The organism is Rahnella variigena (assembly GCF_003610915.1).
GTDB classification, from domain to species: Bacteria; Pseudomonadota; Gammaproteobacteria; order Enterobacterales; family Enterobacteriaceae; genus Rahnella; species Rahnella variigena.
Genome location: NZ_NSDJ01000001.1, coordinates 932972 through 957106, shown reverse-complemented (window position 1 = coordinate 957106; position 24135 = coordinate 932972). Strand labels below are relative to the sequence as shown.

Annotated in this window: 23 protein-coding genes; 8 read left to right on the top strand and 15 right to left on the bottom strand. The window is 54.0% G+C overall.

The features are described from left to right. Positions 1–37 precede the first annotated feature (37 nt). Positions 38–847, bottom strand: a complete 810-nt coding sequence (yigL, locus tag CKQ54_RS04435; RefSeq protein WP_113878084.1) for a sugar/pyridoxal phosphate phosphatase YigL — start codon at positions 845–847, stop codon at positions 38–40. Positions 848–895: 48 nt separating this feature from the next. Then, entirely contained in the window at positions 896–1888 is a 993-nt protein-coding gene (gene pldB / locus CKQ54_RS04430) for a lysophospholipase L2 (protein WP_112291313.1), read from the bottom strand. Positions 1889–2009: 121 nt separating this feature from the next. Between pldB and rhtB the strand changes: the two genes are divergently transcribed. Beyond that, positions 2010–2630, top strand: a complete 621-nt coding sequence (gene rhtB / locus CKQ54_RS04425; RefSeq protein ID WP_112291315.1) for a homoserine/homoserine lactone efflux protein — start codon at positions 2010–2012, stop codon at positions 2628–2630. Between the two features lie 64 nt (positions 2631–2694). Here rhtB and rhtC read toward each other — a convergent pair whose 3' ends face one another. From rhtC to pldA, 3 genes are all read right to left on the bottom strand, one after another. Next, complete coding sequence (gene rhtC / locus CKQ54_RS04420; protein WP_120162794.1) at positions 2695–3312, bottom strand: threonine export protein RhtC; 618 nt, start codon at positions 3310–3312, stop codon at positions 2695–2697. A gap of 37 nt (positions 3313–3349) precedes the next feature. Next, complete coding sequence (gene recQ, locus CKQ54_RS04415) at positions 3350–5182, bottom strand: ATP-dependent DNA helicase RecQ (RefSeq protein ID WP_112291318.1); 1833 nt, start codon at positions 5180–5182, stop codon at positions 3350–3352. Positions 5183–5311: 129 nt separating this feature from the next. Beyond that, positions 5312–6190 (bottom strand): phospholipase A, encoded by an 879-nt coding sequence (gene pldA / locus CKQ54_RS04410; protein WP_120162795.1) that lies wholly within the window; start codon positions 6188–6190, stop codon positions 5312–5314. 255 nt (positions 6191–6445) lie between these two features. Between pldA and CKQ54_RS04405 the strand changes: the two genes are divergently transcribed. Both CKQ54_RS04405 and rarD read left to right on the top strand, forming a co-directional pair. Then, positions 6446–6928, top strand: a complete 483-nt coding sequence (locus CKQ54_RS04405; protein WP_113878087.1) for a thioesterase family protein — start codon at positions 6446–6448, stop codon at positions 6926–6928. A 46-nt stretch (positions 6929–6974) separates the two neighbouring features. Then, positions 6975–7889, top strand: coding sequence for an EamA family transporter RarD (gene rarD / locus CKQ54_RS04400; RefSeq protein WP_120162796.1), 915 nt, complete (start codon positions 6975–6977; stop codon positions 7887–7889). Here rarD and CKQ54_RS04395 read toward each other — a convergent pair. From CKQ54_RS04395 to ysgD, 3 genes are all read right to left on the bottom strand, one after another. Then, positions 7854–8906 (bottom strand): AbrB family transcriptional regulator, encoded by a 1053-nt coding sequence (locus CKQ54_RS04395; RefSeq protein WP_425272800.1) that lies wholly within the window; start codon positions 8904–8906, stop codon positions 7854–7856. The two genes, rarD and CKQ54_RS04395, sit on opposite strands and share 36 nt — an antisense overlap. Positions 8907–8927: 21 nt before the next feature. Further along, entirely contained in the window at positions 8928–9878 is a 951-nt protein-coding gene (gene corA / locus CKQ54_RS04390) for a magnesium/cobalt transporter CorA (RefSeq protein WP_095924204.1), read from the bottom strand. A 167-nt stretch (positions 9879–10045) separates the two neighbouring features. Then, complete coding sequence (gene ysgD / locus CKQ54_RS26080) at positions 10046–10102, bottom strand: YsgD/CorL family protein (protein WP_369921081.1); 57 nt, start codon at positions 10100–10102, stop codon at positions 10046–10048. 205 nt (positions 10103–10307) lie between these two features. On the opposite strand from ysgD, the gene CKQ54_RS04385 reads away from it, so the two are divergent. Next, positions 10308–10784: a WbuC family cupin fold metalloprotein gene (locus CKQ54_RS04385; protein ID WP_120162797.1), complete on the top strand. Its 477-nt coding sequence runs from the start codon at positions 10308–10310 to the stop codon at positions 10782–10784. A 144-nt stretch (positions 10785–10928) separates the two neighbouring features. On the opposite strand, the gene uvrD is transcribed toward CKQ54_RS04385, so the two are convergent. The 7 genes from uvrD to CKQ54_RS04350 all read right to left on the bottom strand — a co-directional run bounded on the left by uvrD (position 10929) and on the right by CKQ54_RS04350 (position 19342). Next, a complete protein-coding gene (uvrD, locus tag CKQ54_RS04380; protein WP_120162798.1) occupies positions 10929–13091 on the bottom strand; it encodes a DNA helicase II in 2163 nt (720 codons plus the stop codon). An 85-nt stretch (positions 13092–13176) separates the two neighbouring features. Further along, positions 13177–13893 carry a 5-amino-6-(5-phospho-D-ribitylamino)uracil phosphatase YigB gene (yigB, locus tag CKQ54_RS04375; protein WP_120162799.1) on the bottom strand — a complete coding sequence of 239 codons (717 nt, stop codon included), beginning with the start codon at positions 13891–13893 and terminating at the stop codon, positions 13177–13179. Beyond that, the gene (gene xerC, locus CKQ54_RS04370; protein ID WP_113878092.1) at positions 13893–14804 is read right to left on the bottom strand and encodes a tyrosine recombinase XerC; all 912 of its coding nucleotides are present in this window, start codon (positions 14802–14804) and stop codon (positions 13893–13895) included. The genes yigB and xerC overlap by 1 nt, the downstream gene beginning before the upstream one ends. Continuing rightward, positions 14801–15505, bottom strand: coding sequence for a DUF484 domain-containing protein (locus CKQ54_RS04365; RefSeq protein ID WP_112290265.1), 705 nt, complete (start codon positions 15503–15505; stop codon positions 14801–14803). The genes xerC and CKQ54_RS04365 overlap by 4 nt, the downstream gene beginning before the upstream one ends. Next, positions 15502–16326 (bottom strand): diaminopimelate epimerase, encoded by an 825-nt coding sequence (gene dapF / locus CKQ54_RS04360; RefSeq protein ID WP_113878094.1) that lies wholly within the window; start codon positions 16324–16326, stop codon positions 15502–15504. The genes CKQ54_RS04365 and dapF overlap by 4 nt, the downstream gene beginning before the upstream one ends. A gap of 95 nt (positions 16327–16421) precedes the next feature. Next, positions 16422–16625, bottom strand: coding sequence for an LPS translocon maturation chaperone LptM (lptM, locus tag CKQ54_RS04355; RefSeq protein WP_112290268.1), 204 nt, complete (start codon positions 16623–16625; stop codon positions 16422–16424). A 158-nt stretch (positions 16626–16783) separates the two neighbouring features. Further along, positions 16784–19342: a class I adenylate cyclase gene (locus tag CKQ54_RS04350; protein WP_120162800.1), complete on the bottom strand. Its 2559-nt coding sequence runs from the start codon at positions 19340–19342 to the stop codon at positions 16784–16786. Between the two features lie 330 nt (positions 19343–19672). Between CKQ54_RS04350 and hemC the strand changes: the two genes are divergently transcribed. The 4 genes from hemC to hemY are packed head-to-tail and all read left to right on the top strand — an operon-like array spanning position 19673 to position 23725. Next, on the top strand, positions 19673–20614 hold the full coding sequence (gene hemC, locus CKQ54_RS04345) for a hydroxymethylbilane synthase (RefSeq protein ID WP_120162801.1): 942 nt from the start codon (positions 19673–19675) through the stop codon (positions 20612–20614). Next, positions 20611–21360: a uroporphyrinogen-III synthase gene (gene hemD / locus CKQ54_RS04340; protein ID WP_113878095.1), complete on the top strand. Its 750-nt coding sequence runs from the start codon at positions 20611–20613 to the stop codon at positions 21358–21360. Before hemC ends, hemD begins: the two co-directional genes overlap by 4 nt. A 13-nt stretch (positions 21361–21373) precedes the next feature. After that, a complete protein-coding gene (gene hemX, locus CKQ54_RS04335) occupies positions 21374–22525 on the top strand; it encodes a uroporphyrinogen-III C-methyltransferase (RefSeq protein WP_112290275.1) in 1152 nt (383 codons plus the stop codon). 3 nt (positions 22526–22528) lie between these two features. Further along, complete coding sequence (hemY, locus tag CKQ54_RS04330; RefSeq protein ID WP_113878096.1) at positions 22529–23725, top strand: protoheme IX biogenesis protein HemY; 1197 nt, start codon at positions 22529–22531, stop codon at positions 23723–23725. The last annotated feature ends 410 nt before the right edge of the window (positions 23726–24135 follow it).

Here is a 24135-nt window from a genome sequence, read left to right as displayed (position 1 = left end):
TTACGACTTTTGTTTTACGACTTTGCTTTAAAACTGATTAGCTTTCTTCAGCCAGATACATCTTACGCAGGTAATGCGGCACGGCATCGTCGGCGTTGGATCCGATGATTTCTGCATCCGGCATGGCGGCTTTCAGTCGTGGCAATGAACCGCTCATCAGACAACCTTTACCGGCCATGGTCAGCATTTCAAGGTCATTCAGGCCATCACCAAAAGCGATGCAATCTTTCAGCGAATAACCCATCAGCTTTGAAACATATTCCAGCGCATGACCTTTTGACACGCCGCCTGCCATGACTTCCAGACATACCGGCAGTGAGAAGCTGACATTCACACGATCGCCCCAGCGCGCATTGATCGCCTCTTCCAGTGGCAGCAGTTTTTCGTGGTCTTCACAGGTGAAATACACTTTGCAGATACCGTCAGTTTCCAGCAAACCCGGCTCATACAGTTTGTATTTGAAAACGGATTCACGGAAGAAATCATCCTGATCGGCGCGGTCACGGTTCATGTACCAGTCATCATTACGATAAACGTTGGTCAGAATATCCGGGTTGTTATGCATGATGCCGAACAGGTCTCTGGCGATGTCTTCATCCAGATTGTGCGAGAAAATCAGGTCGCCGTCGGTGTTATGCACGCGCGCACCGTTGGAGGTGATCATGTACGCGCTGATTTCCAGATTGTCGCGCATCTGCGCCACGTCGATATGGTGGCGTCCGGTGGCGAAAACGAAATGCACGTCGCGCTGAGTCAGCAGTTTCAGCGTCTCTTTGGCGAACGGGCTCAGGGTATGATCAGGTGATAGCAGCGTGCCATCTAAATCGGAAGCAACAACATGGTACATAGCGTTAGGTTCTAACCTCTGATGGAGTTGTGCGCGGCGAACCGCGGATTAAAGCTGTCGCGCAAAAAAGCGCATGATAGCGTCCAGCGCCTGTGCCCTCAGGTCGTCCCGTTCAAACAGGATCTCATGGCGCGCGCCTTCGATGACCAGCGGTTTTTCCCCTTCACAAGGGTGCCCCGCAACGGCCATGGCCTGACAAAAAGCAAGATGGGACCGGTTATCCACCACACGGTCTTCGCTCGCCTGCAATAACAGAACAGGAGTGGTGATTTTTTCGGCTTCTTTCAGGATATGCATCCCCGCCTCAATCCCTTCACGCACCCAGTGATAGGTAGGTCCGCCGACCTGCAACTCAGGATAATCGGCGTAAAACCGCAAATTGCGGCGATAACGCGCGCGACTGTGCGTCAGCTGGTTGACTACAAACGGCAGCGGCCGCCAGTGGCCGGTACCCAGCGCATAGCCATCACGACGAACCGGACGATTTTCCGCCCAGTTAAGGATACGGCGCGATAACCATCCCGGCATCGGCAAATAAATACCGGTCATCGGTGCCAGTAACGCCGCAGCATCGAAATTCTGCGGATTTTTTGCCAGATACAACGCCAGAATTGCCCCGCCCATAGAGTGTGCCAGCGCAAACTTTTTCTGGTACTGACGCGGCGCAACCTCCAGCTGATAAAAGCGGTCGAAATCTTCGACATAATCGTCAAAGTGCTTCACGTGACCACAATGCGGATCATCGAGCATACGCCCGGAGCGTCCCTGACCACGGTGATCGACAATCATGACATCGTAGCCGCAATGGAATAAATCGTAGGCCACTTCGGGATATTTTACGTAGCTTTCTATACGACCCGGTGACACAACGATGACTTTATCGTGAGCAGGCGAACAAAACCGGACATAACGGACAGGAACATCATCAACGCCGCTAAACTCGCCTTCTTCGCGTGTCCGCCAGAAATCCAGCAAAGGCCCGGTCGCAAAGGCTGCAAACTCCTTCTCACGTGTTAACCACTTCGCATAATTCGCAGGCATTCAATGATCCAAAGTCGTCAAACAGGGAGGATGAAAGTGTTATTTGTGAGCTATAGCGCAATTATAGACAATGGCGTATTGTGCCATAAAACAACCTAAAACGTACTCAGGGAGTCTCGCAATGACACTGGACTGGTGGTTAACCTACCTGCTCACCACTTCTATTTTAAGTTTATCACCCGGTTCCGGCGCGATTAACACCATGAGCACCGGCATCAGCCACGGCTATCGTGGTGCCGTGGCCTCAATTGCCGGGTTACAACTCGGTTTAGCGATCCACATCGTGCTGGTCGGTATCGGGCTGGGCGCGCTGATTTCATCATCGCTGCTGGCCTTTGAGTTTCTCAAATGGTTTGGCGCCGCCTACCTGATCTGGCTGGGTATTTGCCAGTGGCGCTCTGCCGGGGCGATTGACCTGAACGCGCTCGCCAGCAGTATGCCGCGACGCCGTTTGTTCAAACGCGCCATTCTGGTGAACCTGACCAATCCAAAAAGCATTGTGTTTCTCGCCGCATTATTCCCGCAGTTTATCATTGCGCACCAGCCTCAGGCTGCACAATACGTGGTACTGGGTGTCACGACAGTGGTTGTCGATATCATCGTGATGATCGGTTACGCCACGCTGGCTACCCGCATCGCCGGTTGGGTGAAAGCACCGAAACAAATGCAGTTGCTGAACCGTATCTTTGGCTCGCTGTTTATGCTGGTGGGTGTGTTGCTGGCCAGTGCGCGGAAGGTTTGATTTCTCAGAATGCAAAAAGGGTCCGGCATCAACCGAACCCTTTTTTATTAACCGGCTAATTTGCTCAGCGGTTGATGATTAAGGCAACACCAAAGCCTGCAAACACCACACCCGCCACGCCATCAATCCATTTCGCCAGACGCTGATACCCGCGGCGCATTTTCGGCAGGGCAAATACCAGTGCCACTAATGAGAACCAGGCCAGGGTTTCCACGACGATCAGCAGAAATATGCCCAGACGTTCGCCGCCGCTGACGCTGTCGCTAACAAACATCGAGAACACGCTGCCGAAGTAAATGACGGCTTTCGGGTTAGAAAGATTGGTCAGCAGTCCGCGCATAAACGTGCGGCCACGGGCAGGCAGAGTCACCGGTGTATCATCGCCGATTTGTTTCTTAGCACGCGCAGATTTCAGCAGTTGCCAGCCCATCCAGCACAGATACAATCCGCCGCCGACGGTGATGATCTGATGCAACCAGGCCATTTTTTGCAGAATAAGATGCAACCCCATCAGCGCAACGGCGGCCCACACCAGCACGCCCAGCGTAATGCCAATCACGCCCATCATGGCTTCTTTACGCGACCGGCTGGCGGCGGTTTGTGAGACAAAGAAGAAGTCCGGTCCCGGACTCATCAGCGCGATCAGATGAACCATCGCAACCGTCAGGAATAGCATCAGCATGATTAACTCTCTGTGTTATGTGTAGGAAACAGAATTCTTACTCGTCGCCGTTATCGATGTGATCGCGGATCATCGCCATAAATGGCCGACCGAATTTCTCCAGCTTACGCTGACCGACACCGGTGATGTCGAGCAAATCGCTCGCGCTGACCGGCAGATGTTCAGCCATTTCCAGCAGCGTCGTGTCGTTAAATACCACGTATGGCGGCACATTATTATCATCCGCCAGTGACTTACGCAGTTTACGCAATTTAGCAAACAGCTTACGGTCGTAATTTCCACCGTAGGTTTTCTGACTGGCACTGCTTTTAATTTTGAGCGTCTGAATACGCGGCACCGCCAGTTGCAGCGGGATTTCACCACGCAGCACCGGACGCGCAGATTCGGTCAGCTGTAACGCAGAGTGCATGGCGATGTTTTGCATCACCAGCCCGAGGTGAATCAGCTGGCGCACCACGCTGGTCCAGTGCTCGTTACTGTGTTCTTTGCCGATACCGTAAACCGACAACTTCTCGTGGCCGTATTCGCGGATACGCTGATTGTTCGAGCCGCGCAGCACTTCGACCACATAACCCAGACCAAAACGTTGCCCGACGCGTGCGATGACGGACAGCGCTTTCTGCGCATCCAGCAAGCCGTCGTAGCGTTTTGGTGGATCGAGGCACACGTCGCAGTTACCGCAGGCGTTCTGTTTACCTTCGCCAAAGTAATTGAGCAGCACCAGACGGCGACAGGTTTGAGCCTCCGCGAATGCGTTCATGGCATTCAGTTTGTGGCGTTCAACATCCTGTTGCGCGCCAGCCGGTTTCTCTTCCAGACAGCGGCGCAACCAGGCCATATCGGCCGGATCATAAAGCAGTACGGCTTCCGCTGGCAGGCCGTCACGTCCGGCACGCCCCGTTTCCTGATAATAAGATTCAATGGTGCGCGGAATATCGAAGTGCACCACAAAACGCACGTTAGGCTTGTTGATGCCCATACCGAAGGCGACGGTGGCAACCACAATTTGCAGGTCATCACGCTGAAAACCTTCCTGCACGCGGGCACGGGTTTCGTTATCCAGTCCGGCATGATAAGCGCCAACGCTCAGCCCGCGACTTTGCAATCGCGCTGCGGTGTCTTCAACTTTGGCACGGCTGTTACAGTAAATGATGCCGCTTTTGCCGCGCTGATCCTGCACAAAGCGAATCAGCTGATCGAGCGGCTTAAATTTTTCCACCAGCGTGTAACGGATATTTGGACGGTCAAAACTGCTGACCTGAATCAGCGGGTCATTAAGTTCCAGCAGGCGGACGATATCGTTACGTGTGGCTTCATCGGCGGTCGCGGTCAGGGCGATCACCGGCAGTTGCGGATAACGCAGTTTCAGCTGGCCAAGGGCGCGATATTCCGGACGAAAATCGTGGCCCCATTGGGAAATACAGTGGGCTTCATCGACAGCCAGCATCGCCGGATTCCACTGTTGCAGCTGTTCCAGGAAATCGCCCATCATCAGGCGTTCTGGCGCGATATACAGCATTTTGATACGTCCCGCGCGGCAACCGGCCATGACTTCCAGCTGTTGCTCACGGGTTTGCGTCGAGTTCAGGCAACCGGCTTCAACGCCTGCGGCCATCAGCTGATCAACCTGATCTTTCATCAGGGAAATGAGCGGCGAAACCACCAGCGTCAGGCCGTCCATCACCAGTGCGGGGATTTGATAGCACAGCGATTTACCGCCGCCTGTTGGCATCACTACCAGACAATCCCGGCCAGAAATGGCGGTGTTGATGATAGTTTGCTGGCCTGGTCTGAATTGCTGATAACCGAAGGTATCGCGTAATACCTGATGAGCCAGCTCTTCTTTGTTTATCACTGCCGCCGTAGACACTCAATTCCCCAACTGTTCAAACCACCCGGCTAAGCCCTAAAGCCGCCGGGGCTGTACTGCACAGACATAATATACCCTAAATTATCCGCGATGCAGCCAACGCAACTGCAACCAGAAGTATGGCGGGGATTACATAATGTCGTTAAGCATAATACCGACGCCGATACGGGTCTGCTTATGGTTATAGTCGATCAATGACTCGCCGTAACCACTGAATACCTGAGTATAGAAGCGAACTTGTTTGGAAATCGGGTAGCTCCAGCCGGTCGTCGCGCCGCCGTAACCGGTATTCCAGTTGTAACGGCTTTCGACGCTGAACACGCTGTCGCCCCACGCATAGCCAACTTTCAGGCGGTAATAGCCCATGTACTTGGCGATGTCCGGGTTGTCGTCATCTTCATCGCTCTCAGGGATGCGATACCAGGGTTTCAGATCAACCTGCCAGTTGCCGTGCTGCGCCATGAAACGGGCATACACACGGTTCCAGCTGCGGGACGTCGGGTCGGAGCGACCGTTAGACTGGTGACTGACACCATATTCTGCTTCACGCAATGTCCAGCCGAGGACATCGTAATCCGTTGCCCAGGCCAGGAAAAGCTGTGGCTCGTAGTTGGTCTCACGGAAAGGTGAAGACTGCCCGCTGTTAGAAAGCTGCCAGAATGATTTTTGCGTGTAGGATGCGCCGAGAACCGAGTTATCACCCGCAATACCGCGCCACAGAGGGAATGCCAGGCTGAGCTGGAACTCGACTTCATCGTGACGTGCTTTATCTGCCCAGTCGTAAGACTCAATCGCTTTCTTGTTGATATTGCTGGTATCGGTGTAAATCAGAAAGTTGGGTTCATAAGGATATAACGTGAACGGGTTGTCATGCTCTTGCAGCATATTTGCAATAATGCTTCCGCGCACAGCAGGTTTATCATGTACTTCCTGTACCGTGGCTTCCTCTGCATAGCCCAACAATGGCAACGCCAACAGCGTGGCACCGACAGCCCAATTTTTACGCATTATTCCTTACCCTCACCCTAAAGTTATTGATTCATTATTTTTTGATAATCAGCCTTCCGCCCGGCCGGCAATGCGCAGACTACAATCCGGAAATCTCAAAGCAGGGCATTTTACACACAAATACATTTCTACATGAGTACTGAATACATTTATCCTTCGCCCGGTAGAAATCCATCCTGCCCGCACCTAAAATCAACACTTCGTTAACTTTTTCGGCGAACATACGATCCACTCGTTTTCGTCAGGAATTTATTCATGTCTGCTTCATCTCTCAGCCACGAGGCCGCCCTGCAACTGATCGGCAATATTTTCGTTTACGATATGCCGTTTAACCGCGAACTGGGCCTCGAGCTGAAACGTCTCGACTGCGACTACGCAGAGTTAAAATTTACCAACCAGACCAAACTGGTGGGCAATGCCGCACAAAAAATCCTGCACGGCGGCGTGATTGCGGCGGTGCTGGATGTCGCCGCCGGTCTGGTTTGTGTGACCAGTTCACTGATCCGCCGTGACAAGCCGGATCATCCGTTGCTGGAAGCGGAAATGCGCCAGCGGTTATCCAAAATGGGCACCATTGATTTGCGCGTTGATTATCTGCGTCCGGGCCGTGGCGACTACTTTATTGCCTCGGCAAGCCTGGTCCGCGCCGGCAATAAAGTGTCCGTTGCGCGCGTGGATTTGCACAGCGATACCGGCGTTCACATCGCCACGACCACGGCGACCTATATGGTCGGCTGAAATCAGGTAAACTCCGCTTCTTTCCTTACTCATTTTCAGGTACCACATGGACGCACATCGTACCCGGCAAGGTGTTATTTTTGCCTTTATTGCCTATCTGATCTGGGGAGTCGCGCCCGCGTACTTCAAGCTGATCAAACAGGTGCCTGCTGACGAAATTCTGACTCACCGGGTGATCTGGTCATTCTTCTTTATGTTAGTGCTGCTCTCCGTCAGCCGAAGCTGGGGCGATGTCCGGCGGGTACTTGCACAACCGAAGAAAGTCGGCATGTTACTGATTACCGCCCTGCTTGTCGGTGGGAACTGGCTGATTTTTATCTGGGCGATAAATCATGATCACATTCTGGAAGCCAGCCTCGGCTACTTTATCAATCCGCTGGTCAATGTGGTGCTCGGCATGCTGTTTTTGCGGGAAAGATTCCGAAGTTTGCAGTGGTTTGCCGTCGCGCTGGCTTTCGCCGGAGTACTGATTCAGGTGTGGATTTTTGGTTCGGTGCCGGTCATCGCCATCGGCCTGTCACTGACGTTTGCCTTTTACGGCCTGCTGCGTAAAAAAATCGGTGTGGACTCGCAAACCGGCATGTTGATTGAAACGCTATGGCTGCTGCCGGTCGCCGGGATTTACCTGTTCTTTATCGCCAACAGCCCGACCAGTAACCTGGCCGCAAATCCGTGGTCGCTTGATTTGCTGCTGATGGCTGCCGGGATTATTACCACCATCCCGTTGCTGTTCTTCACTGCCGCCGCCGCCCGCCTGAAGCTTTCAACGCTGGGCTTTTTCCAGTATCTGGGGCCGACCCTGATGTTCCTGCTGGCAGTGTTGTTCTACGGTGAAACTGTTAATACATCACAGCTCATCACCTTCGGTTTTATCTGGGTTGGTCTGCTGTGCTTTATCACGGATGCACTGTATACGCAGGGCCGTTTACGACGAGGAAGAAGCGGGCACAGCGCTGCGTGAAATAAAGCGCGCCATCGCCGGACCGGTTGCCAGGATGGTGATCAGACGCAACGTCTGCATCGCCATCACAAATCCTAAATCCGCGTGGCTGCCCGCCGCAATAATCGCTACGGTGTCCAGCCCGCCCGGGCTGGTCGCCAGATAGGCCGTCAGCATATCTACGCCCAGCAATTTGGTCAGCACCCACGCCATGCCACCGCAAATCAGCATCAGCCCGATAATCGATGCAATCATCTGCGGCAGCGTGCGCAAAGCCAGTTTGAAAATCGGCCGCGTGAAGCGCAATCCGACACTCCAGCCAATCAGCGTGTAAGCCATCGCCAGCAGCCATTCCGGCACTTCTAAGGCCACGGTACCGGTGGAATGCAAAACCGCGCCGACAATGGCCGGGAGCAGCAATGCGCCGGAAGGAATACGCAGACGCGGCCCCAGCCAGACACCGGCCACCGCCAGAAATAGCGTCGCAAAGAAACGCCACGTCAGCGGCGGAAACCACACCACCGCCGCCGCCAGAGACGCGCTGTCGCCCATCGCCATGCGAGCCACAAATGCGGCCGCGGTGGCCACAAACAGCACGCGCAGATACTGCATAAACGCCACCAGACGAACGTCAGCCCCGAAATCACCGGCCATAGCCACCATCGCACTGGCACCGCCCGGGGATGAGCCCCACGCACCGGTCGGGCCGGGTAACTGGCTAAAACGCACCAGCAGCCAGCCGGAAAGCCCGCTGGCCAGCAGCGTCGCCACCAGCACCATCAGCACCAGCGGCCAGTCATTGAGTAACGGGGGTAATATCGACGGCGACAGGCTTTGGGCAATCATGCAGCCCAAAACGCCCTGAGAGAGTTTGAAAAACAGCGGGTGAATACGCACGCTGGCGCCCAGCAGCCCCATAATGACGCCGATAATCATCGGCCCCAGTAACAGTGCGGCTGGCACATGGAAGGTCTGAAAAATAATGCCCAGAATCAGCGAGGAAACGACGAGGATAAACCACTGCCCCGCCGGAACCATCCTTTCCATCAGCATCGCAGGTTATAACCAGTTTTTACGTTTGAAGTACAAATAAGGTGCCAGACCGGCGAGGATCATCAACGCAATCGCTCCCGGATAACCGAATGACCATTTCAGCTCAGGCATGAACTCGAAGTTCATCCCGTAGCTGGATGCCACCAGCGTTGGCGGCAGGAACACCACGGAAACCACCGAGAAAATCTTGATGATGCGGTTCTGTTCGATGTTGATAAAGCCCATCGCCGCCTGCATCAGGAAGTTCACTTTCTGGAACAGGGATTCGTTGTGCGGCAGCAGGGATTCGATATCGCGTAACACTTCGCGCGCCTGCTCCAGCTGACCTGCCGGTAAACGGGCTTTGCGCACCAGAAAATTCAGCGCGCGCTGGGTATCCATCAGACATAAACGGACTTTCCAGCCGATATCTTCCAGTTCTGCCAGCGTGGAAAGCGCGGCGTCATATTCGTCGCCCTGATGCCCTTCCATGATCACACGGCTGAGTTTTTCCAGATCGCTGTAGATGTTTTCGATTTCGTCCGCCAGCTGTTCGATTTTGGTTTCGAACAAATCCAGCAGCAGTTCATAGGCATTACCATCGACCAGTTTCTGGTTGCGGGCACGCATACGGTAGAGACGAAACGCCGGTAACTCGCGTTCACGCAGGGTGTACAAGCGGCCTTCGCGCACGGTAAAGGCGACGGTGCTGTTACCGGCATGATCATCGGCATCTTCGTAATAAAAGAAGGAGTGAATGTGCAGACCGTCTTCGTCTTCAAAGAAACGCGCAGAGGCTTCGATGTCGTCCAGTTCCGGACGCGTCGCCAGGCTTTGCCCTAATTCGCATTGAACGCGCTCACGTTCCTGATCGTCAGGCTCAACCAGATCGACCCACAGTGAAGTTTTGAGATCGTCTGACTCGTCCAGCTCTAAACGGGATAAGCGGCTGTTTTCTAATTTAAAAGCACTCAGCATGTGCCCGTTCTCCCAAAAATTACGGAAAGTGGACAACGCGTTGAAGCACAGAAAATCACGGAGTGAAAAATGTCACCGGCGTAATTCAGACCAACTTCAGATCTGACTCACAGCGACAGAACGGGGGTCGCTGACAACCACTGAGGCCATCAGCAATGAGGAGGGCCTTAGAAGTGGTACCTGGAAAACAGGTTGTTGAGCCAGTATCTACTGGGTGTGTCCAAGGCGCAGTTCCTCATTGATAATAGTGCGCGCATGTTACGCCGGTAATAAAAAGACTGTCAACCGCGAACAAATCTATTCTGGCAACATTTATGCATAAATTTCAGGCGGTGTTGATAACCTTTATCGGCTTATGTCTCATCGTTTTTTTGGCTACACTCAGGCACCTTATTTCTACGTTACCAGGCTTCTCAGGCAGAGACTGAAATGATTAAACAAATAAACCAGGACACGCTGTGTGATCTGATCACCAAAGCCGCTCATTCCCCGCGACTACGCCAGAATCTGAATATCCATCCGGCGCCGGAAGATGACGTGCAACGTCTGGCCATTGCGATGGAACCGGGCACTTACGTGCGCATCCATCGCCATCCGCATACCTGGGAAATGCTGACCGCCCTGCGCGGACGTTTTCTGGTGCTGATTTACGATAACAGCGGCAAAGTCACCGACCGTCTGTGGCTCGGCGCAGAAACCCGCCTGCTTGAAATCCCGGCCAACACCTGGCACAGCGTGTTATCCCTCGACGAAGGTGGCGTGATTTTTGAAGTGAAATATGGCGCGTATCAGCCAGTGCAGGAACAAGATTATCTGCCAGACACCCCGCCGGAAGGCGAAGAAGGCGTGAAAGAAACGCTGGAGTGGTATGCGAAAGCCGAAGTGGGTGAAATTTTTAGCCTCTAGCCTTTCGGCTCCTCCCCCTGCGAAGGGGGAGGCTGGGAGGGGGTTCTAAAAAGACAAAACCAACGTTAAAGTACGCTTAAACGTTGGTTTTTGACCTTAATACCCCACCCCAACCCTCCCCTTAGCAGGGGAGGGAGTTAAAAATCAGACGGCCTCTAACCTGGCGTAGGCGGCGACCAGCCACTTAATCCCTTCCCCCGGGAACGCCACCTGCAGACGGCTGTGTTCGCCGCTGCCTTCCATGTTAACGATGGTGCCTTCACCGAATTTTGGATGGAGGACGCGCTGGCCGAGTTTGAATCCGGTATCGCTGACGCTGGTTGGCGTGCCGACGCTGCGGTTGCTCATCGGACGCGAGACATTGGCGCGCATTCTGACTTCTTCGACACAGTCCTCCGGTAATTCACCAACGAAACGTGACGGACGATGCGACACTTCTTTGCCGTATAAGCGGCGGGTTTCAGCGTAAGTGAGGGTGAGTTTTTGCATGGCACGCGTAACGCCGACGTACGCCAGACGGCGTTCTTCTTCCAGACGCCCGCCTTCTTCCAGCGACATCTGACTCGGGAACATGCCTTCTTCCATGCCGACGATAAACACTTGCGGGAACTCCAGCCCTTTGGCCGAGTGCAGTGTCATCAGCTGCGTGGCGTCCTGATTGGCATCCGCCTGCCCTTCGCCTGCTTCGAGCGCGGCATGGGACAGGAATGCCTGCAACGGCATCAGGTCTTCGTCTTCGTCCTGATAGCTGAACTGACGCGTTGCCGTCACCAGTTCTTCTAAGTTTTCGATGCGCGCCTGGCCTTTTTCGCCCTTCTCCTGCTCATACATGATGAACAGGCCGGAGTCTTTGATTACGCGGTCAGTCTGCACGTGCAGCGGCATGTCTGAGGTTTCATGCGCCAGTGCGTCAACCAGTTCGGTGAAGCGCTGCAGAGCAGACGCGGCACGACCTGCCAGAACCTTTTCCTGTAACAATGCACGCGTGGCCTGCCACATGGTCAGCTGACGGTCACGGGCTGTCTGACGCACCACATCCAGCGTACGGTCGCCGATGCCGCGCGTCGGGGTGTTCACCACGCGCTCGAACGCTGCATCGTCATTACGGTTAGCCATCAGACGCAGATACGCCAGCGCATCTTTGATTTCCTGACGGTCGAAGAACCGCTGGCCGCCGTAAATACGGTACGGCATCGCCATCTGCAACAAGGCTTCTTCCAGCACTCGCGACTGGGCGTTGCTGCGGTAAAGAATGGCGCAATCTTTCAGCGCACCGCCGTTGTCCTGCCAGGTTTTGATGCGGTTAACCACAAAGCGCGATTCATCCAGTTCGTTGAATGCGCAATACAGTGAAATCGGTTCGCCCTCGCCGTCTTCGGTCCACAGGTTTTTACCCATGCGGCCGTTGTTGTTTTCAATCAGCGAGTTAGCAGCCTTCAGAATGGTGCTGGTCGAACGGTAGTTCTGCTCCAGACGGATAGTTTCCGCATTCGGGAAATCTTTCAGGAAACGCTGGATGTTTTCGACCTGCGCACCGCGCCATCCGTAAATCGACTGGTCATCGTCGCCAACGATCATCACGTTATTGTTGTCGCCCGCCAGCAGACGGATCCACGCGTACTGAATGCTGTTGGTGTCCTGGAATTCGTCCACCATCAGGTTGGTAAAGCGTTCTCGGTAATGCTGCAAAATATGCGGCTTGTTCAGCCAGAGTTCGTGGGCGCGCAGCAATAACTCGGCAAAATCCACCAGACCGGCACGGTCGCAGGCTTCCTGATAGGCCTGATAAATGCGTAACCAGGTCGCCTCGACAGGATTGTTATAAGTTTCAACGTGCTGCGGGCGAAGACCTTCATCTTTTTTGCCGTTGATGTACCACATCGCCTGACGCGGCGGCCATTGTTTCTCGTCGATGTTCAGCGCTTTGATCAGACGCTTGATCAGACGCATCTGGTCGTCGCTGTCGAGGATTTGGAAATCCTGCGGCAAATTGGCGTCCAAATGGTGCGCGCGCAGCAAACGGTGCGCGAGGCCGTGGAAGGTACCAATCCACATGCCGCCCTGACTGGTGCCGATCAGCTGGTCGATACGGTGGCGCATTTCTGCCGCCGCTTTGTTGGTGAAGGTAACCGCCATAATGGAATACGGCGAACACTTCTCTACCGCCAGTAGCCACGCGATGCGGTGAACCAGCACGCGGGTTTTACCACTGCCTGCCCCGGCCAGTACCAACAGATTGCTGCGCGGCGCGGCCACGGCTTCACGTTGTTTTTCATTCAGGCTGTCGAGCAGGTCAGAAACGTCCATAGGCACCGTTTGTCAGGATGAGAAAAGCACTCACCCGGTGAATGCTTTTCTACTGTGAATTTATACAGAGTAATTTAAGAAGGGATTATAGCAATGCTGTCAGCGATGCCAACTGCGAAATCTCAATATGCGGTAACAGACGGGCATCCTTAATGTGCATCAGGTCGCCTTCGCGCAAATTAATCCAGCACGATTGCATCCCGCAACGCACGGAACCCGCGACGTCGGTCGTCAGGTCATCACCCACATGGAGGATGTTTTCCAGCGGGATATCCAGCTTCATTGACGCCTTTTTATACATGTCAGCGTAAGGTTTCGCCCGGCCGTGATCGCCAGCACGCAAGGTGAACTGGAAATATTGCGCCAGACCACAGGCGTGCGGATCGGCATTGCCATTGGTGATCGCCACTAAAGGCCAGCGTTCTGCCAGAGCGGCCAGCGCGTCGTGATTCTCACCCGGAACATAAATCCGGCTGCGCCACAGGGCGAAGGTTTCCATCGCAGCTTTCGTGCCCAGCGTGGCATCACTTTCGCTCAGACCAGCGCGTTTCATCGCCAGCAATACCGCCTGACGACGCCATTCGGTGACGTCGTGATAAATTTCCGCGTCCTCTGCCAGCAATTCTGCGCGCATCAGGCGGATGGTGTCCGGTGCCATGTCGGCCAGCGCCGGATGGAAACCCTGAATCGATTTCAGCGTTTCAGAATCAGTACGACGGATAACATCGTAATTGTCATACAGCGTGTCGTCTAAATCGAAGGTGATCGCTTCAATGCGTTTCAGCGGACGATAGAACTTCATCATGATTTTCCTCGTTTTGCGCGGGGATGCGCGGCGTCGTAAACCGTCGCCAGATGTTGAAAGTCCAGATGGGTATATATTTGCGTGGTGGACAAGTTCGCGTGACCCAGCAATTCCTGTACCGCGCGTAAATCGCCGCTGGATTCCAGCACGTGCGTGGCGAACGAGTGGCGCAGTTTATGCGGATGAATATGGCTGTTCACACCCTGTTTCACGCCCCATTCGGCAAAACGCTTCTGAACATTACGCGCAGAAATACGGCTACCTTTGCTCGACAAAAACATCGCGTCATCCTGCGGATTAAACAGACCACGACGTTCCAGCCAGTGTTCCAGCCAGGTGACGGCCGTGCGCCCGATCGGCACTTTGCGTTCTTTGCTGCCTTTACCCAACACGCGCACTTCGCCGGAAGCCATATCAATATGTTTGCAGTCGATACCCACCAGTTCAGAAAGACGCAGTCCCCCGCCGTACATCACTTCCAGCATCGCGCGGTCACGCACGGAAAGCGGATCGTTGAGGTCGATTTCAAGAAGTTTATTCACTTCATCGACATCAAGATTTTTTGGCAGATGTTTTGGAGAACGCGGGGTAGAAATCCCTTTGGCAGGATTGGCGCTCAATACGCCCTGACGCACCAGCCAGTCGAGAAAACTGCGCAGTGAAGACATGCGCAGCGCCAGACTGGAAGGCCCTAAACCGGCGCGTTTACTGCGCGCCAGTAACATACGAACTTTTGGTGCATCGAGTTGCTGCCAGTTGGAAATACCGATCTCGCCGGAGATGGCGATCAGGGCTTCTAACTGGCGGCTGTAATTAGTCGTGGTGAGCGGGCTGAGTTGACGTTCAACGTGCAGATAACGCAGAAACGCCTCGACCGCGGGATACAGAGGCGATTCGGTGTGGCTCATACCCGTTCGATCCAACGTTCCAGCAGGCCGGGTAACATTTTAGCCAGCTGATTGAGTAAGACGGTGCCCATTCCCGGCTGATAGTGTTGCGGATCACGGCTGCTGAAAATCAGTACGCCCAGTTCACCCTGCTCGCCCATCAGGGAAAGCGCGACAGAACCGACGGCTTTGGCCTGAGGTAATAACAGCAACAGTTCCGGGCCGTTCAGACCACCAAGGTAATGCGGAGTTTCGCCCAGACGCTGAATACGCATCGATTCAAATGCGCTGCGACTTACCGCCAGATGGGTGAAATCGGAAGGCGCGCCGATACGCCAGCCCTCACTGAACAGACGCACATTGGCGCCCGCCAGTCCGAGACTGCGCGCCCAGCGCTGCAGGCGATTTAGCATATCCTGCAAACTGCTGGCCGCCGCAAGCGTGGCCTGCAGTTCGATCATCCGTCCGAACAGCGACTCGTTGATCGAGGCCTGCTCCATCAGCAAAGTAATTTCTTCTTCAAGCTGCGCAATCTGATGACGCTGACGTCCGAGCTGCCATTCAACCAGCGAAATACTGCCTTTCACCGGATGCGGTACGTGCATCTGCTCGACACTTCGGGCATTGCGAATAAAGAAATCCGGGTTTTGCAGCAGATATTGCATCACGCTGTCGTCGTCGAGTGCTATCACCGGTTCAATCTGGTCATCAAGATTGTTCATAGATGAATAAATCCGTCGTAAACATGAGTGGCAGGTCCGGTCATATACAGCGGATGACCCGGCCCTTTCCAGCGAATTTCGAGGCTGCCTCCCGGCAGTTCCACCTGAACTTCTTCAGCAAGTAACCCTTGCTGGATACCTACCGCCACGGCGGCACAGGCACCACTTCCGCACGCCTGTGTTTCACCGGCGCCGCGTTCGTACACGCGTAATTTCACGCTTTCCGGACTGAGGATCTGCATAAACCCGACGTTCACGCGTTCGGGGAAACGCTCATGGCTTTCCAGCATCGGCCCGAGGATATCGACTTCAGCCGTTAATACATCCTCGACCTGCAATACGCAGTGCGGGTTTCCCATCGACACGACGCCGCAAAATACTGTGCGCTCTTCTGCACGCAGAATATAGGTCTTTTCCGGTTTCACTGCACGGAAAGGCACCTGTTGCGGCTCGAACACCGGCTCGCCCATGTTGACCTGAACTTCTTCATCTTCCGTTACCGTCAGCACCATACGACCAGTCTGCGTACTGACGCGAATGTCGCGTTTGTTGGTTAGACCTTTAATGCGGACAAATCGGGCAAAGCAACGCGCGCCGTTGCCACACTGCGCCACTTCGCTGCCGTCGGCATTGAAAATGCGGTAGTGGAAATCTAATTCGGGGTCATAAGGTGGCTCTACCACCAGCAGCTGGTCAAAACCCACGCCACGGTGACGGTCGGACAAACGGCGGATCAACTCAGGCGAGAAGTAGACATTTTGAGTGACGGCATCAACGACCATAAAATCGTTACCCAGGCCGTGCATTTTGGAGAACTGCATAACTGACTCCGTTTACCGCTGGTCAAATCCAGTCGCGATGATCCCTGAAGGAAAGGGCTTCGGCAACGTTGCACGAAACCCCCGGCACAGGCCGGTTAATCTCTGGAATTAGTCGTGAGATCTTCTGGTGATACACCTTTCTGCTGCGATGAACCGTCGTTAGCAGTACCTGGAACATTACTGGTTTTCTGAGTGGTTGATTTTTCCGGTGGTGGGAAATACAACGGCCCTTTCAGTCCGCAACCGGAGAGAGAAAATAATATCGTCGCGGCCAGAGACCAGCGTAAAGCGTTTTTCATTTTATGAATGCCCGTAATTCATGCGACCAAGCTCTCTATAATCGCAGGTGGATCATGAAAAGCAACAGGAATCGATAAAACACACGGGCACATTTTCAGGGTTTAAAGAGAAGGAAAGCCAGATATTCTGCCGCGTGTCCGGGATTGGGACAACTTTTCTAATGCAACTGAAATTGCTGTTTCAACCGGGAAGGTTCGACTTCAGTTTCAGGCAAAGGCGCGCAGGCCGCAGATAACGCATTGCTGCGAAACGGGATCACCTGAATGCGCTCATCAAGAGACACAATCTGGTAGAACTGCGGCAGGTTAAAGTTGATGAAGCTTGAGCCGTAGGTAAACCGGTCATGCGAGGAAGAGTAGAAGCGGCTGACGTCACGCACCAGATCTTCTTTACTGCCTTCACAATGGTGATAAACCTCGACGCGGTTCGACTCATCCAGAATGTAGATGTTGAAACCGATGTCGTCGGAACTGTCTTCGAAGAAGAACTGAATGATCCCTTCGCTGGCGTAGCCGTCAATGACCGCCGGAAGATGTGCCTGGTCAGTCTGCAATTTCACCGACAATCCGTGCAGTTTGTTGTTGGAGATCGCACCGTAGAACTCAATGGCGTTTTCCAGCTTCTGCACGGAAACACTCAGGCGCTCGAAGAACAGACCCCAGGTTTGTCCGGCAACGCGCACGGCTTTGAAACGGCCAGGTTCGAGACGTTTGCTGGAAAGGCGAAGTTCGATGCACTCCGACACCAGTTGCTGAACGCGCGTGCGGATAAGGCCGCGCAAATGCTGGCTGTAGCAGAACACTTCCACCGACTCCGGCGGTGCGGCGTCCTGATGCATTTTGCCCAGAATAGTTTTCAGCGCTTCCAGCACCGCCTGTTCACCGCTGAAATGCAGCGTACGCACTTCGTTCCACGAGTTGCGGTAAAGCAGGTCGATACTGCCGACCATACATTCCTGATTCTGCCCGAAACTGAAAACATCCAGTTTACGGAAATCAAAATGCACGACCTGATTACGGAAGGCCGCGGTCGGATCGTGTTCCAGATTGACGATAATCGCTAAGTGGCGGATCTCACACGGGCTGTACAACGCTTTCGGCGTCGGTGCGGCCAGTCGCAGCGGGAAGTGATGCGACACATCCGCCACCAGTTCGCGCAGTTTAGCGATATCACACAGACCGCCGCTTTTGATGTGCAGACGCGTAGTCGACGTCAGCAGGCCGTTGAAATAGGCCCACGCCACCAGCTTGTTCAGATAACGGTTATATTCCAGCGGCTGATGGCTGACGATAGATTCCATCGACGGCGACTGGTTATACAGATACCAGCCTGTGCGGTTAGCACGGCCAATCGGCACATGAATAAAGGTTAAATCGTTCTCAGACAGGTCAGGTGAAATCTGCGGGTTCACCAGCGTGACTTTGCCCGGCAGCGCTTCGAAAGCGGCGTACAACTTACGGGTCAGCACGCCGATATCCTGCGGGCTGGCACTGACGCTTAAATTGTTGCGACGGGCAAAGCGGATCAGGTTGCGATAGCTTTGCATCATGGCATCAAGCAGTTCGTTATGCGCTTCGCGCACACGTTCGATTTTCCAGTTCGCCCGGTTATCCAGAATAGCCAGACGCTCTTCGTCCCAGCCCCATTCCGCCACCAGCTGACTGAGAATTTCACGACGCCAGCCGACCGATGCCCGTGCGCGGGACAATTTTTCGCAGACTTTTAAATAGAAACAGCGGCGGACTAAATCAAGGCGGGTGGTGTCTTCAATCTGGGTGAGATAGCGGGTCACGCGGTCGAGCATCATACAATAGGAATCAAGCCCGAAGCAGACGATTTCGCCCTGATGCAGACGCTGTTTAATGTCCATCGCCAGCAACTGGGTTTGCGGGTATTCCCACGAATAGGCTTCCAGCAACAGCGTTTTGAGCACCGCTTTATAAGGCGAATCGATACTTTTATACAGCTGCCACAGGCTCGCGCCGAAATACTCTTCCGCCGAGAGCGTACTCAGGCCGCCCAGATCCAGCCATTCATTTGGCGTCAGGGCGCCCTGCGAGTAAAGCGAAAGGACGTATTCGTCGTAATGCGCTTCTTCTTCGCCCGGCACCATATTCCACAGAATACGCTTACCGGCCATGCGCACCGCAGTGCGATAGAATTCGTCGAGCAATAAGATGTGCTGCGTTGAACCGCAGTCTTCGCCGCCCAGGCTGCCACTTTCGTTATGGCGGAAACGGTTTTCGTCGATCAGGAAGAAGCTGACTTCCACGCCCAGCGAGGCCGCCCATTTTTCTAACAGGCTGCATTTTTGCTGTAAGCGGTTGCGTTCTTCGTTATCGAGCCAGGACTGATGGCAGACCCAGATATCCAGATCAGAACTTTGGCTCTGACCGATTGAGGAGGTACTGCCCATGGAATAGATGCCGGTGACAGGCAATTCGCCTTTCACCATGGGCTCAAGCGGGCTGCCCCATTTCTCTTCCAGGTCATTCAGATAGGTTTGCTGGGATTCATCAGGCGTGAAAATACAGATACCATGCGGAACCTTACCTTCAAGGTATCCCGGCATCAGAGGGTGATGTTGATGTAAAAAGACAGGAAGCAGCGTGTAGACCTGTTGAAACGCAGGACCCATGGCTGCCAGTGCACGATCGACTCGTAACTGGTTGATCGCATCCAATCTTTGCTTCAATGTCTCGATGTAGAGGTACAAGACGTTTCGCCTGATTATACAGTGTCTGGAAATAACCCCGTTCCAAATCCGTCATTTATCGTGATGCTTATGCTTTGAACAATCGAAATTGTGCAAATAGTTGACGAATAATTGCTGGAAACGTGATCAATTTAACACCTTGCTGATTGACCGTAAAGAAAGTAACGCACCACAATTACTCTTCCGCTTCTCTGGATTTTACCGTCTGTTCCGCAAAGGAACAATTCCCCGCAGTGACCGTTAACCTTCTTTTACGAATGGCTTCTTACGCTGACAGCTTTCTATTGTCAGTGGTAGGATGGTCGCAGAGACAGTTAAACGGTAACAAACATGTTAGACAAAATCATTCGAATTGCCACCCGCCAGAGCCCGCTGGCTCTGTGGCAGGCACAATATGTTCAAAGCCAGCTGATGGCCTGTCACCCCGGTTTACAGGTGGAACTGGTCCCAATGGTCACCAAGGGCGATATCATTTTAGATACCCCGCTGGCCAAAGTGGGCGGCAAAGGTTTGTTCGTCAAAGAACTCGAACTGGCAATGCTCGATGGCCGCGCGGATATTGCCGTGCATTCCATGAAAGATGTGCCGGTTGAATTCCCGGAAGGTCTGGGACTGGTCACAATTTGTGAGCGCGAAGACCCGCGCGACGCTTTCGTCTCAAATCAATACGCCAGTCTGGCGGATCTGCCCCACGGCAGTATTGTCGGGACATCCAGCCTGCGCCGTCAGTGCCAGTTGCGCCAGAAGCGTCCGGATCTGGTGATCCGCGATCTGCGCGGCAACGTGGGCACGCGCTTATCCAAACTCGATAACGGCGAATACGACGCCATTATTCTGGCCGTCGCAGGCCTGAAACGTCTGGGTCTTGAGAACCGTATCCGTACGGCGCTGACGCCGGAAGAGTGTCTGCCCGCAGTCGGACAAGGTGCCGTCGGTATCGAATGCCGTCTCGACGATCACATCACCCGCGAATTACTCGCGCCACTGGCTCACCGCGAAACTACGGTACGCGTTGAGGCAGAACGCGCCATGAATATGCGCCTCGAAGGCGGTTGTCAGGTGCCGATCGGCAGCTACGCGGAACTCACTGGCGACAACCTGTGGCTTCGCGCACTCGTTGGCGCACCCGATGGCAGCCAGATGGTCTCCGGCGAACGTCGCGGTCCGGCCGCAGAAGCATACAGTATGGGCGTGGAGCTGGCCGAAGAGCTGCTGGCCAACGGCGCACGGGAAATTCTGCAAGAGGTCTATCAGGGGAACGCCCCACGATGACCATTCTGGTTACCCGCCCCTCTCCGGCAGGAGAAATGCTGGTCAACCGGCTGCGTACACTGGGCCGGGTAGCCTTTCATTCCCCGTTGATTGAATTTGCGCCAGGGAACCAGCTCGCAATGCTGCCGAACCTGCTATCCTCATTAAATCAGCAGGATCTGGTGTTTGTACTCTCTCAACATGCCGTGAACTACGCCGATCGCGCATTACGTCAGTCTGCCACCCGTTGGCCGGATAACGTCAGCTATTATGCGATTGGCCGCACCACAGGCCTGCTGTTTCATCGTGCCAGCAGTCTCCCGGTTATCTATCCGCAGGAGGGTGAAACCAGCGAGACGCTATTGAATCTCCCGGCGTTGCAGCGCATTCAGGGCAAAAAAGCGCTGATATTGCGGGGCAATGGCGGAAGGGAATTGCTGGCCGAAACGCTCACGGAACGCGGCGTTGAAGTGACCTACTGCGAATGTTATCAGCGCAGCCCGGTTTACTACGATGCCAGCGAACAGAGCGCACTCTGGCAACGCGCCGGAATTGATACGCTGGTCGTGACCAGCGGAGAAATGCTGCAACAGCTGTACCAGTTAGTTCCTGAATACTATCGAAATTCATGGTTACTGCGCTGTAACCTGGTGGTGGTCAGTGAACGTTTGGCAACCCTCGCCCGCCAGCTTGGCTGGAGCGCAATTAGGGTTGCAGAAAATGCAGACAATGATGCGCTGATCCGCGCATTACAACTACCTGACTAAGGGATGTGCCAAAATGACGGAACAAAAAAATCCTTCCGCGCCGGATGAGAACGTTGTGATCTCCCCAGCGGTTGAGAGCCCCCAGCCAGACGCTTCAGAACGTGACCAGGAGCTGAAAACGCTGCGTAAAAAGCAACGTACCGCGCCGGTATTAGGCGCTATTGCGATTGTATTAGTGATCGCGCTTGGTGCAGGTCTTTACTATCACGGCCACCAGCAATCGCTGGCGCAGGCCGCAGCCAATGCGGCGCTTTCCGAACAGCTTGATGCCCTGCAAAAAAGCCAGCAACAGGATAAGCAGCAAATCGCTTCCCTGCTCGCTCAGCAGGATAAGACTCAGCAGGCCGCTGATCGCCAGCAGGCGTCGTTTGGTCGTCAGTTGAATGAATTACAAGATAAAGTCGCCAGCATTTCCGGCAGCGATGCCAAAACCTGGTTACTGGCTCAGGCCGATTATCTGGTGAAACTGGCAGGTCGCAAACTGTGGAGCGATCAGGATGTCACCACCGCCGCCGCTTTGCTGAAAAGTGCCGATGCCAGCCTCGCGGACATGAATGACCCGAGCCTGATTGACGTGCGTCGTGCGCTGAACGAAGACGTAGGCAGCCTTTCTGCCGTCGCACAGGTCGATTTTGACGGTATCATTCTCAAGTTGAATCAGCTGTCAAATCAGGTGGATAACCTGCGTCTGGCCGACAATGACACCGATGATTCCCCGATGGACAACGACAGCTCAAGCCTTTCCGGTTCGCTGACCGAATGGCGTCAGAACCTGACCAAAAGCTGGCACAACTTTATGGATGACTTCATTACCATCCGCCGTCGTGATACCAGCGCAGAACCGCTGCTGGCGCCGAATCAGGATGTGTATCTGCGCGAAAATATCCGCTCACGTTTGCTGATTGCCGCACAGGCCGTTCCGCGTCATCAGGATGAAGTTTACAAGCAGTCACTGGAAAGCGTATCGACCTGGGTTCGCGCCTATTTTGATACGTCTGACCCGTCAACCAAAGCTTTCCTGGAAGAACTGGATAATCTCAGTCAGCAATCCATTTCGATGGATGTACCGGACGAGCTGAAAAGCCAGCCGATGCTGGAAAAACTGATGCAGACCCGCGTGCGTAACCTGCTCCAGCAGCCCGCCGCCGCCACGCAGGGGGAATAACGCATGTTACGAGTCTTCGTGTTATTCCTGATTGTGTTTGCCGGGATTATTGTCGGCCCGATGCTGGCCGGTCATCAGGGTTATGTACTGATCCAGACCGATAACTACAACATTGAAACCAGCGTCACCGGTTTAGTTATCATGCTGATCGTGCTGATTCTGGTGCTGTTCTTTATTGAATGGATCCTGCGACGCATTCTGCGTACTGGTGCGCGTACCCGCGGCTGGTTTGCCGGGCGTAAAAGCTCTAAAGCGCGTAAGCAAACTAAGGCTGCGATGCTCAAACTGGCAGAAGGCGATCATCGCCAGATGGAGAAACTGCTGGCACGCAATGCTGATCATGCCGAACAACCCGTGGTGAACTATTTACTGGCAGCAGAAGCGGCGCAGCAGCGTGGCGATGACATCCGCACTAATCAGTATCTGGAACGCGCAGCGGAAATTGCCGACACCGACCAGATGCCGGTGGATATTACCCGAGTACGCATTCAGCTGGCGCAGGGCGAAATCCATGCCGCGCGCCATGGCGTTGACCGTTTGCTCGGCCAGTCGCCACGTCATCCGGAAGTGTTACGTCTGGCGGAACAGGCTTATCTGCGTACCGGTGCCTACGGTTCACTGCTGGAAATATTACCGTCGATGGCTAAAGCCGGCGTCCGTAATGACGATGAAATCCGCGTTCTTCAGGAACAGGCTTATATCGGCATGATGAATCAGCTGATGGCAGAAGAAGGCAGCGAAGGCCTGAAACGCTGGTGGAAAGATCAGAGCCGCAAAACCCGACATGAAGTGGCATTGCAGGTGGCGATGGCAACGCATCTGATTGAATGCAACGATCAGGATCTGGCGCAGGAAGTGATCCTCGACGGACTGAAGCGTCAGTATGACGACCGTCTGGTTGCGCTGATGCCGAAACTGCGTTCAGGTAATCCTGAGCAGCTTGAAAAGACTTTGCGTCAGCTCATTAAGCAAAACGGCACTACGCCGCTGCTGAGCAGCACGCTCGGTCAGTTGCTGATGAAACACGGTGAATGGCAGCAGGCCAGCGAAGCGTTCCGTGAAGCGCTGAAACAACGCCCTGACGCGTATGATTATGCGTGGCTGGCCGATGCGCTGGATAAGCTGCACAAACCGGCTGAAGCGGCTGAGATGCGCCGTGAAGGATTGATGCTGACACTGAATAATTCACAGCAACCGTAAGAAAATTGCTGTCTGCTAAAGGCTCCTTCGGGAGCCTTTTTTATGTCATCAATACTTATACCCCAAATCATTTGAGCTGCAGATGCATTGGCTGCTCAAAGGATGACGGGTATGGGCAAAAAAAAACACCTGCGTATGGGCAGGTGTCTAAAACAATCAGGTCCAGGACAACAGATTTAGTGCCTCACTCAACGTTTTGCCTTCTGGATGATAGCGCTTGCGCGTTATCGGTCAGGATGACAATAGGCACTGTAAATTGGCTCTGCGTCATTCCCAGGTTTATGAAGCCGGAGCAAACATAATAGGTGGAATGAGCATCTACGGCGGGAATATTGCAGGACGCGTGCCAGGATGGCAAGGGTCTGTTAATAATTTTTTATTCTACTGATAATTAACAACTTTATTTTTAT

Coding starts and splice junctions, on each gene's coding strand:
- pldA (WP_120162795.1), bottom strand. CDS start 6,190: ATGCGTAAAAATTGGGCTGTCGGTGCCACGCTGTTGGCGTTGCCATTG.
- rhtC (WP_120162794.1), bottom strand. CDS start 3,312: ATGCTGATGCTATTCCTGACGGTTGCGATGGTTCATCTGATCGCGCTG.
- CKQ54_RS04405 (WP_113878087.1), top strand. CDS start 6,446: ATGTCTGCTTCATCTCTCAGCCACGAGGCCGCCCTGCAACTGATCGGC.
- hemY (WP_113878096.1), top strand. CDS start 22,529: ATGTTACGAGTCTTCGTGTTATTCCTGATTGTGTTTGCCGGGATTATT.
- CKQ54_RS04385 (WP_120162797.1), top strand. CDS start 10,308: ATGATTAAACAAATAAACCAGGACACGCTGTGTGATCTGATCACCAAA.
- yigL (WP_113878084.1), bottom strand. CDS start 847: ATGTACCATGTTGTTGCTTCCGATTTAGATGGCACGCTGCTATCACCT.
- hemC (WP_120162801.1), top strand. CDS start 19,673: ATGTTAGACAAAATCATTCGAATTGCCACCCGCCAGAGCCCGCTGGCT.
- corA (WP_095924204.1), bottom strand. CDS start 9,878: ATGCTGAGTGCTTTTAAATTAGAAAACAGCCGCTTATCCCGTTTAGAG.
- pldB (WP_112291313.1), bottom strand. CDS start 1,888: ATGCCTGCGAATTATGCGAAGTGGTTAACACGTGAGAAGGAGTTTGCA.
- uvrD (WP_120162798.1), bottom strand. CDS start 13,091: ATGGACGTTTCTGACCTGCTCGACAGCCTGAATGAAAAACAACGTGAA.
- lptM (WP_112290268.1), bottom strand. CDS start 16,625: ATGAAAAACGCTTTACGCTGGTCTCTGGCCGCGACGATATTATTTTCT.
- CKQ54_RS04365 (WP_112290265.1), bottom strand. CDS start 15,505: ATGAACAATCTTGATGACCAGATTGAACCGGTGATAGCACTCGACGAC.
- rhtB (WP_112291315.1), top strand. CDS start 2,010: ATGACACTGGACTGGTGGTTAACCTACCTGCTCACCACTTCTATTTTA.
- xerC (WP_113878092.1), bottom strand. CDS start 14,804: ATGAGCCACACCGAATCGCCTCTGTATCCCGCGGTCGAGGCGTTTCTG.
- dapF (WP_113878094.1), bottom strand. CDS start 16,326: ATGCAGTTCTCCAAAATGCACGGCCTGGGTAACGATTTTATGGTCGTT.
- CKQ54_RS04395 (WP_425272800.1), bottom strand. CDS start 8,906: ATGGTTCCGGCGGGGCAGTGGTTTATCCTCGTCGTTTCCTCGCTGATT.
- rarD (WP_120162796.1), top strand. CDS start 6,975: ATGGACGCACATCGTACCCGGCAAGGTGTTATTTTTGCCTTTATTGCC.
- yigB (WP_120162799.1), bottom strand. CDS start 13,893: ATGAAGTTCTATCGTCCGCTGAAACGCATTGAAGCGATCACCTTCGAT.
- hemX (WP_112290275.1), top strand. CDS start 21,374: ATGACGGAACAAAAAAATCCTTCCGCGCCGGATGAGAACGTTGTGATC.
- hemD (WP_113878095.1), top strand. CDS start 20,611: ATGACCATTCTGGTTACCCGCCCCTCTCCGGCAGGAGAAATGCTGGTC.